A 14,202-nucleotide genomic window follows, 5' to 3' on the forward strand; every position below is an offset into this window, starting at 1 on the left:
TTAATTACTATAATAAAGTAGATCAAACATCCATTTTTCTATTAATCTTTTAGTATCTAACCAATTTTTATCATTTAAATAAAAATTTAATTTCTGAAAATATGGATCATTACATTCATTAATAATATTATTACTATTCCAATAGTAAAAAAATTTTTTTTTTGATTTATTTTGTATATAATTATTTATATTAATATATTTTTTAATTTTATCATAACAGTTATTTATCCACATCCAAGAACTTTTCATAGGTAATAAAATAGGATTATTTATACCTTGTATATAACCATTAATATATTTTTCTAATAAAAAATAAGCTTTTTTCTTTTCTAAAAATTTAAAACTAAATTTTGTATTTTCTAATCCATAAATAGATAAAAAAAATTTTTTATTATTTTGTATACACAAAATTAAATGTTTGATCCATAAATTTATAATAGACTTTATATCTATTATTTTAGGTTCTATTATAATATAGTTATTTTTATAACTAAAATAGTTAATTTCCCCTTTTAATCTGAGGTTAGAAATATTTAAGTTAATTTTATTAATTTGTTCTATATATTGATATTTTTTAAATTGATTATTTAAAATTTGATTTATTTTACAAAGTTTTTCTTCCCACCATATTTTTCCATAATATCCATAAGGTAAAATACCTTTATTTAAATAATAAATATATAAATCATTAATATTTTTATTTGATAAAAGTGTATGTAATATTTTTTTTTTTATTAAAAATTCTTGTAATGGATTAATTTTAAATAATTCTATGTCAGATGTTGTTATATAATTTATATTTTTTAAATATATTTTAAATCTTTGATTAAAAAATCCTTTTACAGGATGTTTCCAAAAATTAACTAAATTATTAATTGATAATTTAGTAATATTTATTAATTTCAATTTTTGAAAATTATTAAAATATAATATATTTTGTTTTTTTATTAAAAAATTATTATGATAATTTCTATAAAAATATTTAATTAAATTATTTTTTAAATAATAATTTTTTGAAATATATAATAATAATTCATTAATTAATATAGATAAATTATTATTATTATTTAAATTATTATTTGTATAACTAATAAATAATTTATTTTCTGTAGAAATTATTAATTTTAATAAAATATTTTTTTCTTTATCTAAATAATTTTTTTCTTTTTTATTAAAAAAATTATTAGTTACATCAAAAATTATAGGATTTATCTTTTTTGGTAAAAAATCATTATTCATTCCTATCATAAAAACTTTTTTAAAAACCATATTTTGAAATATATGAAAAGGACAAAAATTTATTTTATTTATACAAAAATAAAAATTTTTATATTTTTTTTTAATTAAAAAATTAATTTTTTCTATAATTATATCAATAGAAATTTTTTTTTTATATTGATAATTTATACCTTGATTAAGAAAAAATAAAATTTTTTTTAAAATAAAATATATATTTTTTGATACTAAATCAGATTTTAGAAAAAAATCAGAATAAAGATTTAATAAATTTTTTTTCCATTTTTCTAAAGAAAATTTTTTTTTTAATTTTTTTTCCCATTTTTCTAATTTTAATAAAAAATAAATAAATTTTCCTAATAATTCTTTAGATAATCCTATTGATATATCATATGGAACAATATTTTTCCAAGGGCCAAAATGTGTATTTAAAGCAAAACCTAAAAATATACGATATAAACCTAGTTTCCATGTATTTTGATCTTTTGGTAAAGAAATTTTATTAAAATTTTTAATATTTAAATTATACTTAATACCTACATATTTTATCCAATAATGCAAATATTTTATATCTTCTGTAGATAAAGAAAAATTTTTAGATATAAATTTATTATCTAATAAAAAAAAAATATCATTGGGAGTTAAATCTTTATAAGATATTTTTAATAAAAATAAAAATTTATTTAAAATATCTAAATTTTTCATATTATTTAAATTAGAATATATATTAATAGGAAGATTCATTTTTCTAAAAATAGAATTAATAAATGGTATATATAATTTTAATTTAGGAGAAACAATAATTATATCATGTAAAAAATAGTTTTGATTTTTTTTTAAAGTATATATTATATTATTATATAATAATGTTATTTCTGTATAAAAATCTTCACAAACATTTATTTGTATAGATTTATCCAAATAATTAATTTTTTTTTTAAAATTTATATTATTTTTTTGTATATATAAAAAATCATTTTTGATGTGATTTAATAAAATTGTATTATCATATTTTATAAATGTTTCAACATATCTAGCTGATAAATCTACTAATTTATTAATATTATTTAAAGTATAATTTCCCCATAAAAATAATAACTTATTAAAATTAATTTTTTGATTTTTTTTATTATAAAAAAAATTATCCCAATAATCTTTAGAAGGATTACATAATAAAATATGTATTTCTATATATTTTTCTAATTTTTTTAATAATTTTAAATATATTAAAGGTATATTTTGTATATCTAGAATAAATATTCTTTGTGGAAGTAAATTATATTTAAATTTTTTATATTTTTTATATTTTTGGTAATAATCATATAATTTACCATAATGCCATAATTTTTTATGTAAAATATTTTTATAATAACTTAATAATGTTTTCCATAATTTGGCCTGCCATATTTGATGTTTATTATTTAATAAAGGATCAATTTTATTTTTTGTCCATATTAATAATAATTCTGGTTTATGTTTTTGATAATAATCGTATAATTTAGATATTTCTTCTGATAATTGAAATAAATATTTAACATCTTTAATTTTAAATTTAAAATTTTCTCTAAAATTTTTAAATTCTTTTGTAGATATTAATTTTGGAATTAATAAAAATATTAACCAAACAATATTTTTTTTATATAAAAAATCATCTTTATTTAAATCAGGAATTATTGTTTTAAATATATCCCAAATAAATTTATCAAAATTAATAAAATTTATATTTCCATATATCCCTAATATATTTGAAAATTTAATTTTTATTAATTCAGAAAAATTTTTATATTTTTCACAGAATATTAATTCTGGTTCTAATATTTTTTTTAAAGGATATTTTTTAATTTGAGTTTTTATTAAATTTAATAAAACATCAATATTATTTGAATAATAAATTGTAAACATATTTATATTTTATGAAAAAGTTAATATTTATACTAAAATATAATATTTTTACATATTTAAATATTTATTACTAGTATAATTAAATACTATATATTTTAAAAAAAATATTAAATATAATATAAATTGAATTTAAAATTTAAATATTTTTAACATAATTTTTTTAAAATTATCTTATCAAAATTAAATTTTAAATTTATTATATAAATTATGATTAATAAATAAATTTTATATACATGAAAAAAATTTTTTCTACAATAATATTAAATGAAAATATTTTATTTTTAAGGGCAAAATTAATAACTGGATATCATATAATTGATATTATAAAATGGTTAAATTATCCGATAAATAATAATTCTATAAAAGATAAAGGATTAATAGGTAAATTAGTTGAATATTATTTAATAGGAGAAAAACAAAACAACAAATTAAATCAAGATATTCCATATTTAGGAATAGAAATTAAAACAATTACTATAAATTTAAAAAATAAAATTTTAAATGATAGTTTTATTTGTTCTTTTCCTTTATTAATTAAAAATAATTTATCTTTTTATAAAAAAAAATTATATGAAAAAATATCAAAAATTTTATGGATACCTATAATAACTAAAAGTGTAAATACTCATATATTCAAAAAAAAAATAGGAAATCCGTTTTTTTGGGAACCTTCTACTAAAGATAAAATAAAATTAGATAATGATTGGAACAATTTAATAAAATTATTAATTATAGGACAATTACAAAATATTAATTATTATAATGGTTATATTTTGTTAGTTAAAAATAAAAGTAATACAAAACAACTAACTAAAACAATTAATAAAAATGGGAAAATTTTATATATTTCTCCTAAAGCTTTTTATTTTAAAAAAAAATATCTTAATTCTTTATTTCAATTTAAATAAAAATTATTATTAACATAATTCTAAGTTAATTAATTCTTCTATTTTTTGACGTCTTCTTATTAATTTAGGAATATTATTTTCAATTAAAATTTCTGGGATTAAAGGTCGGCTGTTATAATTAGAAGACATCGATGCTCCATATGCTCCTGTATCATGAAAAATTAAATAATCATTGATACAAACTTTTGGTAACATAAAAAAATTAATTTCCCCATTTTCTGATTGAGTAAATACATCTCCTGATTCACATAAAGGTCCTGCAACAATAGTTTCAATTTTACAATCATTAAACATATCTCTTCCTCTAGAAGAAATCGCAGATATATAATGGTAACTCCCATACATTACAGGTCTCATTAAATCATTAAAACCAACATTAACTAAAACAAATCTTTTATTTTTAATAATTTTTATAGCACATACCTGACAAATTAATATACCTGATTCAGCTACTAAAAATCTTCCTGGTTCAATTTCTATTTTTATATTTTTTTTAAAAAAATTTTTAAGAATATTTCTTGTTTTATTCCATATATCAAAATAATGATGAGTATTAACTATAATATCAGTTTTTTTATAAGGTATAGGTAATCCTCCTCCTGCAGAAATAATATTAATTTTTGGCATATAGGGTTGTAATACATTATATAGCATGGAATCACATACTTTTTGTAAATGTTTATAATTTACTCCTGAACCTATATGCATATGTATGCCTATTAAATTTAAACTATATTTTTTTATTAAAAAAATAGATTCTTCTAAATCTTTATACCAAATACCATGCTTACTATTTACTCCTCCTGTATTTGTTTTTTTATTATGTCCATAACCAAAACCTGGATTAATTCTTAACCATATATTATGACCTTTAGATATTTTTCCTAATTGATGTAACATATCTATTGATCCAATATTAACAGTAATATTTAAAGTAATAATACGTTTTAATGTTTTTTTTTCAAAAACATCTGATGTAAAAACAATATCATTTATATTTTTTGGATTATATCCTGCAATTAAAGCTCTTTCTATTTCCCCTAATGAAATAGCATCTACTTTTACTCCTTCATTTTTCATTAATTTTAAAATATTTATATTAGAGCAAGATTTTTGTGCAAATCTTATTACATCAAATTTTTTTAATTGAAAAATTTTATTTTTTATATTTTCTGCACAATACAACCAAAATGGGGTATGATACTTTTTTGCCAAAAATAAAATAGTTTTAATGGAAATATTATTTTTATTAAATTTTTGATCAAAAACTTTAATATTCATTCTTATCAACCTTTAAAATTATATATATTTTATATAAAAATTTTATTTTAAAAAAATAAACTTTAGTAAAATTTTAATTAATTAATTTACTAGCTAAAATAATTTATTTATATTATTTATTAGATAAGATATTTAAAATATATCATAATTATTTATATAATTTATAATTATAATTTATTATAATTTAATATAAATAAAATAAATTATATTTTTTAAATTATATAAATTTATTTAAAAATATTAAAATTTAGGGAAAAATAATGTTACAAAAAGAAATTATTATTAATAATACTCATGGTTTTCATACTCGTCCTGCGGCACTTTTTGTAAAAGAAGCTAAAAATTTTATCTCTGATATTACTATTACATCTAATGGTAATACAGTAAATGCTAAAAGCTTATTTAAAATACAAACTTTAGGATTAACTAAGGGAACTTTAATTATTTTAAAAACTTCTGGAATAGATGAAAAAAAAGCTATAGAACATTTATCTCATGTTATTCAAAATTTATAAATAAATTATTAAATTTTATAAAAATTTAATTCTAAATATTTCATTAATTTTATAAAATTATTTTACTGTTTGAATAATATTTAATACATAATTTTAATACATTAGAGGTAAAAAATATGATTTCAGGAATTTTAGCTTCTCCTGGCATTTCATTTGGTAGAGCATTTTTATTAAAAATAGATAATATTATTATTAATCGTAAAAAAATTACTGATAATCAAATAGATATAGAAATTAATAAATTTTTAAATAGTCAAAAAAAATCTATAGAACAATTAGAATATATAAAAATAAAATTACTTAAAAATTGTGATTCTGAAAAAAAATCAATTCTTGATGGACATATTCTTTTACTTCAAGATGAAGAAATGACAAAAGAAGTTATTTTATTAATAAAAAAAAAATTTATATCAGCAGATGCTGCAGTAGATTTTGTAATAAAATCTCAAATTAAAATATTACAAAATTTACATGATCAATATTTGAAAGAAAGAGCTATTGATATTAGAGATATAGGAAATCGTTTAATAAAAAATATTTTAAATTTAAATATTATTAATTTAAATGATATAGATAAAAAAATAATTTTAATTGCAAAAGATCTCACACCATCAGAAACAGCACAATTAAATTTAAATAAAATTTTAGGATTTATTACTGATTTAGGAAGTAAAACATCTCATACAGCTATAATGGCACGTTCATTAGAAATACCAGCAATTGTTGGTACTGGTAATATTACAAAAAAAGTTAAAACAAATGATTATATTATTTTAGATAGTATTAATAATCATATTTTTATTAATCCTTCTCAAGAAATAATAAAAGAAAAAAAAATATTATTAAAAAAATATATAATTGAAAAAGAAAAATTAAAAAAAAGTAGTAATTTACCTGCTCAAACTAAAGATAATTACAAAATTAAAATTTGTGGTAATATAGGATCTTTAAAAGAACTAAAAAATATTAAAAATAATGGTGCTGATGGTATAGGATTGTATAGAACAGAATTTTTATTTATGAATCGTAACTCTCTCCCTACAGAAGAGGAACAATTTTATATTTATAAAACATTAGCAATAAATATGAATAAAAAACCTGTTATTATAAGAACTATGGATATAGGTGGTGATAAAAAAATATCATATATGAATTTACCAAAAGAAGAAAATCCATTTTTAGGTTATAGAGCCATTAGAATAAGTATCGATCGAAAAGATATTTTACACACACAATTAAGAGCTATTTTAAGAGCTTCTTCTTTTGGAAATCTACATATAATGTTTCCTATGATTATTTCAATAGATGAAGTTCTTTTTTTAAAAGATGAACTAAAACATTTAAAAAATGAATTACAAAAACAAAAATATGATTTTAATAAAAATATTTCTATAGGTATAATGATAGAGACTCCTGCATCAGCTATAATATCTCATTTTCTAATAAAAGAAATTGATTTTTTCAGTATAGGTACAAATGATTTAACACAATATACATTAGCTGTAGATCGAGGAAATGATTTAATTTCACATTTATATAACCCTATTCATCCAGCAATTTTATGTCTTATTAAACGAGTTATAGATGCTTCTCATGAAGAAGGTAAATGGACAGGAATGTGTGGTGAATTAGCAAGTGACGAATTTTTTATTCCTGTATTATTAGGTATGGGATTAAATGAATTAAGTATGAATGCTATTTCTATTCCAAAAATTAAAAATATTATTCGTAATACTAAAATAAGTAAAGCTAAAGAATTAGCAAATAATATTTTATTACAACCTACAATTAAAAATATTCAAAATTTATTACTAGAATTTAATAAAAAAAACTATTTTTAAAAGGATAAAAGATGAACATTTTTTCTAATTTTTTTAAAAAAAAATCTAAAAAACTTGAAATGACTAGGATTTTTGCTCCTATTTCAGGGAAAATTATAAATATAAAAAAAGTTCCTGATGTTGTTTTCGCAGATAAAATAGTAGGAGATGGTATCGCAATTGATCCAACTGGAAATATTATAGTATCTCCTGTTGATGGAGTAATAGGAAAAATTTTTGATACTAATCATGCTTTTTCAATAAAAACTATTAATAATATCGAATTATTTATTCATTTTGGAATTGATACAATAAATTTAAAAGGACAAGGATTTACAAGAAAATTTGATTTAGAAAAAACTAATGTTGTAAAAAAAGGTGAAATCATTATTGAATTAGATTTAGAATTCTTAAAAAAGAAAGCTAAATCTATATATACTCCTATTGTTATTTCTAATATTGATACAATTAATAAAATTAAAAAATATACAGGAAATGTTATTGCTAGTATAGATCCTATATTAGAAATATACAAATAAATTTTTTTATAGAAATATTTTTTAATAATAAAAATTATTTACAAAATTATAAATATTTATTATATAAATATAATAATATTATATTTATATAATATTTGAAAATTAAATATGATCTTTATTTTATTATAAAAACAAACTTCTTATAATTAAGAATTTATTAAAATTCTGCATTATGATAAAAATTTTTAATATCTTTATTTGTTTTACATAAAGATTTTAAATAAATTAATTTATTTTTTGTAAAAATATTAATTTTTTTTTTTACGAATGGTTCTATATTTAATTCAATTTTGATTGGTTTTATTTCAAATTTTTTTATTTTTTTCGCAAAAATTTTGTATTTTTTTCTTGTAAAAATTATTTGAATATTTTTTTTATTTAAAAAAATATCATTTGCTTTTAATTTTTCTGCCATATTTATAATATGATCTATATTATTTTTATATGAATATGTAATAAATATCTGTTTATTAAATATATAATCTACTGCTCCTTTTTGTTTTAAATTACCTCCAATCTTACTCAAGATTTTACGTATAAAAGATATAGTTCTATTATTATTATTAGTTAAACATTTTATTAACAATGCAATATTTTCAGGTCCATAACCTTCATAATATACTTCTTTTAACTTATTTTCATCTTCTTTATCGAAATTTTTTTTTAAAACATTATTAATTGTAGTACGGCTCATATTATGAGCTAATGCTTTTTCTATAACTAAACGTAATTTTGAATTATATTGTGGATTAATTCCTTTTCCTATTTGAATAGATGATTTTAATTCTTTAATAATTCTAGAAAAAATTTTATTTTTTTTATTATCTTGAAACTTTTTACGATAACGTGTATTAGACCATTTACTATGTCCAGACATAAAATATTCCTTTATATATTAAAATGTATATGACAATCCATAATCTTTAAGTAAAGAAGTATCAATTTTGTTAGGAGCATGAGTTAATAAACAATTTGCAGATGTTGTTTTTGGAAACGCTATAACATCACGAATATTATTAATATTTGCTAATAACATTACTAATCTATCTAATCCTAAAGCGATTCCTATGTGAGGCGGAGTACCAAATTTTAAAGCTTCTAAAAAAAAACCAAAATTTTTTTGTTGATTAATTTTACTTATTTTAAGAAAATCAAATATTTTTTTTTGTATTTTATAATTATTTATTCTCATAGAACCACTACCTATTTCATATCCATTAATAACTAAATCATATGAATCAGATATTATCTGTTTAGGATTTTTTTCTAAAAGATTATATAAATCATTTACAGAATAATTTTTTGGAGATGTAAACGGATGATTCATAGAAACCAGATTATTTATTTTATCTTTTTTAAATAATGGATAATCAATTATCCATAATGGATAATATTTGTTTTCTTTACTTAGATTTAAATCTTTGCCCAGTTTTTTTCTTAAATATCCCATTGAAGATATATCATCACATAAATATTCTGTTCCAATAAAAATAATATCACCATCACAAGCATGATTCTTAATAATAATACTCTGCATTTTACAATAATTTAAATCTGGAAAATATATCTTTTTTTTATCAAATAAATTAATTAATTTATTTTGATATACTTTAAAAATATTTAAATCATTTGTACCAAATTTATTAATAAATAATATATATTTATTTAAATTTTTTAATTTTATATTAGATAAATATTTATTCTTAACTTTAATAGAAATAATTCTTTTTTTATTTATTTTAATAAATAAGCTACTTAAATCTACAAGTTTTAATTTATTTCTTAAATCAGGTTTATCTGTTCCAAAAATTTTCATCGATTCTTTAAAAGTAAAAATTTTAAATTTATTTAAAGATATATTTTTTATTTTTTTCCATATATAAAATATTATTTTCTCTATAAATAATCTAAATTTATCTGATTTTATAAAAGACATTTCTATATCAATTTGTGTAAATTCTGGTTGACGATCTGAACGTAAATCTTCATCACGAAAACATTTAGCAATTTGATAATAACGATCTAATCCGGAAATCATTAATAATTGTTTGAAAATTTGAGGAGATTGTGGTAAAGCATAAAAATGATGTTTAGCAATTCTACTAGGTACTAAATAATCTCTTGAACCTTCTAATGTAGAATTTGTTAATATAGGAGTTTCAATATTTAAAAATTTATTTTTTTCTAAAAAATTTCTAATATAATGTGTTATTTTTGATCTTAATTTTAAATTTTCAATCATTTTAAATCGTCTTAGATCTAAATATCTATATTTTAATCTAATTTCTTCTGTATTACTAATATTAGTATCTATAGGTAAAGATTTAGATTTATTTAAAATCAAAATATCAAATACAATAATTTCAATTTCTCCTGTTAATAATTTTATATTTTTTTTTTTTCTTTTTACTATTTTTCCTTTAATTTTTATACAAAAATTATTACGTAATGTATTTGCTATATCATAAGCTATTTTATATTCAGGCTTAAAAACTGCTTGAATTATACCCTCTCTATCTTTTAAATTAATAAAAATTAATTTTCCTAAATTTCTATAACTTTGTACCCATCCGTAAAGAACAATTTCTTGATTGAGAAATTTTTTATTAATTTCACCACAAAAAATTTTTTCTATCATTTATAAAACCTTTTTATAAAAAATTTTATTATATAATTAATAACTTTAATATAAAATTTATTTTTATATAAAATAAAAATTTATATATTTATAATTTATTTAATAATTGAAAATATAATATTTCAATTTATTAAATTATAAATTTATATTTTATATATATAAAATATTAAAATATATAGAATTATTATTTTTATTATAATAATAAAAAATTTATAACAAATATTATAATATTTCATATTTATTGTATATTTAATATTATTAATAATAATTTATTTATTAATATAAATAATATTTTTTAAAAATTTATATATAAAAAACAAATAAATTTTAACTTAATTATAAATTTATTTTATTAATATACTAAAATATAATATTATTACATATTTTATATATATAAAAAAAGGAAATATATGAATATAAAAAAATTTCTTTCAATAAATATTCACAAATCAATGATTCTTGCAGGTATCCCATCTAAATATAATGTTATTTTACGTGCATGTAAAAAAAATATATTTGGAACTTATCAAATAAACGGTATTATTTCTGCAGCTATTCATTTAAAAAAAAATCCTAATGATCTTGCTAAAAAAGTAGTAAAAAATTTAAAATTGAATCATATTTTATCTAAAATTACTGTATCTAAAAAAGGATATATTAATTTTTCCCTTAATAAAAAATGGTTATCTAATCAAATAAATTTATTAATGACTTCTAAAAAATTAGGATTAACAGAAAAAATTATATCTAAAAATATAGTTGTTGATTATTCTAGTCCTAATATAGCAAAAGAAATGCATGTAGGACATTTAAGATCTACAATTATAGGAGATTCTATGGTACGTATCCTTTCTTTTGTTGGACATAATGTTATTAAATCTAATCATATTGGTGATTGGGGTACTCAATTTGGTATACTTATTGCTTTTTTAAAATTAAAGAATAAAAAAATAGATTTTTTACTTTCTGATATAGAAAAATTATATAAACAAGCACAAAAAAAATATATTGAAGATATTAATTTTACTAAATTAGCTAAATATTATGTAGTAAAATTACAACAAAAAGATATTTCTTGTTTAAAGATATGGGAAAAAATAGTTAATATTACTATGAATTATAATTATCAATTATATAATAAATTAAACATTAAACTTACTCATCATGATACTATGGGTGAAAGTAAATATCATGATATGATCCCTAATCTTATTAAAGATTTAAAAAAAAAAAAAATTGCCGTTAATAATAACGGAACAATTATGATTCCTATTAAAGGAAAAAAAAATAAAAAAGGGAAATTAATGGCAGTAATTATTCAAAAAAAAGACGGTGCCTATCTTTATGCTACAATAGATATCGCATGTATTAAATACCGTTACGATTTTTTTAAAGCAAATAGAATTATTTATTATGTAGATTCACGTCAAAATCAATATCTTAATCAAATTTTTCAAATAGTAAGAATTGCTAAATATATACCTGATGATTTAAAATTAGAACATCATATGTTCGGTATGATTCTAAATAAAGATAAAAAACCTTTTAAAACAAGAGAAGGAACAAATATTAAATTAAATCATTTAATTGATGAATCTATTATTAGATCTAAAAATATAATTTTAGAAAAAAATCCTTTAATTAAAAAAAAAATATTAAAAAATTTGTCTAAGAAAATTGGAATAGGTGCTATTAAATATGCTGATTTATCTAAGAATAGAATTAATAACTATATTTTTAGTTGGGAAAAAATGTTATCATTAAATGGAAATACTTCTTTATATATTCAGTATGCTTATGTAAGGACTTTATCTTTATTAAAAAAAGCTAATATTAATTTAAATAATTTTCTAAATTTAGAAATTAATTTTATTTCTGATTATGAATTCAATCTTGCTGTATTATTTTTAGATTTTGAAGAAATTATCCTTAAAATTGTTGATAAAGGAACTCCTCATTTATTGTGTAATTGGTTATATAAAATTACAGTATTATTTTCTGCTTTTTATGAAAATTGTAATATTTTAAATATAAAAGATACTAAACTAAAAATTAGTAGATTAAAAATTGTTTTTTTAACATCCTTATTTTTAAAACAAGGATTATACCTTTTAGGTATAGATATTATAGAAAAAATATAAAAATTTTATTAATAAATATATTTTTTTTTTATAAAAAATACTATTATTATATTTTATATAAAAATATCATTATACATAATAATGTTTAAAAAAAAAGTTATAATTGCTATGTCTGGAGGAATAGATTCTTCTTTTTCTGCTTGGTTATTAAAAAAACAAAATTATCAAGTAGAAGGATTATTTATGAAAAATTGGGAAGAAGATGATACAAATCATATTTGTAATAGCGAAAAAGATTTATATTATGCAGAAATTATATGTAAAAAATTAAATATTCCTTTACATAAAATAAATTTTTCTTTTGAATATTGGAATTATGTTTTTAAAAATTTTCTTTCTGAATATCAAAAAGGAAATACTCCAAATCCGGATATTTTATGTAATAAAATTATCAAATTTAAATATTTTATGAATTTCGCTATAAAAAATTTAAAAGCTGATTTTATCAGTACAGGACATTACGTTCGTTGTAAAAAAATTAAAAATCATTATTTTTTACTAAAAGGTTTAGATTCTGATAAGGATCAAAGTTATTTTTTATATACAATAAAAGAAAAACAATTAAAAAAAATTTTATTTCCTATAGGAGGTTTAAAAAAAAAAGAGGTAAGATATTTTGCTAAAAAATTTAAATTTATTAATGCATTTAAAAAAGATTCAATGGGAATTTGTTTCATAGGTAAAAAAAATTTTCCTAATTTTTTAAATAAATATTTACCTTCTTTAGAAGGTAATATCACAGATATTAATGGTAATATTATAGGAAAACATAAAGGATTAATTCATTATACTATAGGACAAAGAAAAAGAATTGGATTAGGTGGATTAATGTTTTATAAAAATAAACCATGGTATGTATATAAGAAAGATATCAAAAATAATATTTTAATTGTTGTACAAAATAGAAAAAATTTATATTTATATTTTATTGGATTAATAATTAAAAAAATTACTTGGATTACTAATTATCCTAAAATAATAAAAAAAACATGTACAATTAAAACTAGATATTGTCAAAAAGATATTAGTTGTAAAATTATATCTTTAAATAAAGATAAAATTAAAGTATATTTTTATACTCCAATTTCTAGTATTACACAAGGACAATCGGCTGTATTTTATTATCATAAAATTTGTTTAGGAGGTGGTATTATTGAAAAAGGAATACCATTAATTTAAAATTATAAAAAAAATATTTACAATAATTGTATTAAAAAATAAA

Annotated in this window: 10 protein-coding genes; 6 read left to right on the plus strand and 4 right to left on the minus strand. The window is 17.3% G+C overall.

All coding sequences use genetic code 11. The annotated features are described in order from the left end of the window. Window positions 1-3,138 (minus strand): exodeoxyribonuclease V subunit gamma, encoded by a 3,138-nt coding sequence (locus tag GJT99_RS02040; protein WP_168894044.1) that lies wholly within the window; start codon window positions 3,136-3,138, stop codon window positions 1-3. 233 nt (window positions 3,139-3,371) lie between these two features. Here GJT99_RS02040 and GJT99_RS02045 point away from each other — a divergent pair, with 233 nt between their 5' ends. Further along, window positions 3,372-4,046: a MutH/Sau3AI family endonuclease gene (locus GJT99_RS02045; RefSeq protein ID WP_168894045.1), complete on the plus strand. Its 675-nt coding sequence runs from the start codon at window positions 3,372-3,374 to the stop codon at window positions 4,044-4,046. Between the two features lie 9 nt (window positions 4,047-4,055). On the opposite strand, the gene lysA is transcribed toward GJT99_RS02045, so the two are convergent. Further along, window positions 4,056-5,327: a diaminopimelate decarboxylase gene (gene lysA / locus GJT99_RS02050; protein ID WP_168894046.1), complete on the minus strand. Its 1,272-nt coding sequence runs from the start codon at window positions 5,325-5,327 to the stop codon at window positions 4,056-4,058. 260 nt (window positions 5,328-5,587) lie between these two features. On the opposite strand from lysA, the gene GJT99_RS02055 reads away from it, so the two are divergent. From GJT99_RS02055 to crr, 3 genes are all read left to right on the plus strand, one after another. After that, the gene (locus GJT99_RS02055; RefSeq protein ID WP_168894047.1) at window positions 5,588-5,842 is read left to right on the plus strand and encodes an HPr family phosphocarrier protein; all 255 of its coding nucleotides are present in this window, start codon (window positions 5,588-5,590) and stop codon (window positions 5,840-5,842) included. Window positions 5,843-5,958: 116 nt separating this feature from the next. Then, on the plus strand, window positions 5,959-7,683 hold the full coding sequence (gene ptsI, locus GJT99_RS02060) for a phosphoenolpyruvate-protein phosphotransferase PtsI (protein ID WP_168894048.1): 1,725 nt from the start codon (window positions 5,959-5,961) through the stop codon (window positions 7,681-7,683). Window positions 7,684-7,694: 11 nt separating this feature from the next. Next, a complete protein-coding gene (crr, locus tag GJT99_RS02065) occupies window positions 7,695-8,201 on the plus strand; it encodes a PTS glucose transporter subunit IIA (protein ID WP_168894049.1) in 507 nt (168 codons plus the stop codon). A gap of 157 nt (window positions 8,202-8,358) precedes the next feature. Here crr and GJT99_RS02070 read toward each other — a convergent pair whose 3' ends face one another. Continuing rightward, complete coding sequence (locus tag GJT99_RS02070; RefSeq protein WP_168894050.1) at window positions 8,359-9,078, minus strand: YebC/PmpR family DNA-binding transcriptional regulator; 720 nt, start codon at window positions 9,076-9,078, stop codon at window positions 8,359-8,361. 18 nt (window positions 9,079-9,096) lie between these two features. Continuing rightward, complete coding sequence (gene aspS / locus GJT99_RS02075) at window positions 9,097-10,836, minus strand: aspartate--tRNA ligase (RefSeq protein ID WP_425482534.1); 1,740 nt, start codon at window positions 10,834-10,836, stop codon at window positions 9,097-9,099. Window positions 10,837-11,249: 413 nt separating this feature from the next. Here aspS and argS point away from each other — a divergent pair, with 413 nt between their 5' ends. Together argS and mnmA are read left to right on the plus strand one after the other, a co-directional pair. Continuing rightward, entirely contained in the window at window positions 11,250-12,980 is a 1,731-nt protein-coding gene (argS, locus tag GJT99_RS02080; RefSeq protein ID WP_168894052.1) for an arginine--tRNA ligase, read from the plus strand. An 81-nt stretch (window positions 12,981-13,061) separates the two neighbouring features. After that, window positions 13,062-14,159, plus strand: coding sequence for a tRNA 2-thiouridine(34) synthase MnmA (gene mnmA / locus GJT99_RS02085; RefSeq protein ID WP_168894053.1), 1,098 nt, complete (start codon window positions 13,062-13,064; stop codon window positions 14,157-14,159). Window positions 14,160-14,202: the final 43 nt, after the last annotated feature.

This window comes from Enterobacteriaceae endosymbiont of Donacia cincticornis, from assembly GCF_012568845.1.
Lineage (GTDB): Bacteria > Pseudomonadota > Gammaproteobacteria > Enterobacterales > Enterobacteriaceae.

Excerpts from the sequence above, each read along its gene's own strand:
- GJT99_RS02040 (WP_168894044.1), bottom strand. The coding sequence starts at position 3,138 with ATGTTTACAATTTATTATTCAAATAATATTGATGTTTTATTAAATTTA.
- GJT99_RS02045 (WP_168894045.1), top strand. The coding sequence starts at position 3,372 with ATGAAAAAAATTTTTTCTACAATAATATTAAATGAAAATATTTTATTT.
- lysA (WP_168894046.1), bottom strand. The coding sequence starts at position 5,327 with ATGAATATTAAAGTTTTTGATCAAAAATTTAATAAAAATAATATTTCC.
- GJT99_RS02055 (WP_168894047.1), top strand. The coding sequence starts at position 5,588 with ATGTTACAAAAAGAAATTATTATTAATAATACTCATGGTTTTCATACT.
- ptsI (WP_168894048.1), top strand. The coding sequence starts at position 5,959 with ATGATTTCAGGAATTTTAGCTTCTCCTGGCATTTCATTTGGTAGAGCA.
- crr (WP_168894049.1), top strand. The coding sequence starts at position 7,695 with ATGAACATTTTTTCTAATTTTTTTAAAAAAAAATCTAAAAAACTTGAA.
- GJT99_RS02070 (WP_168894050.1), bottom strand. The coding sequence starts at position 9,078 with ATGTCTGGACATAGTAAATGGTCTAATACACGTTATCGTAAAAAGTTT.
- argS (WP_168894052.1), top strand. The coding sequence starts at position 11,250 with ATGAATATAAAAAAATTTCTTTCAATAAATATTCACAAATCAATGATT.
- mnmA (WP_168894053.1), top strand. The coding sequence starts at position 13,062 with ATGTTTAAAAAAAAAGTTATAATTGCTATGTCTGGAGGAATAGATTCT.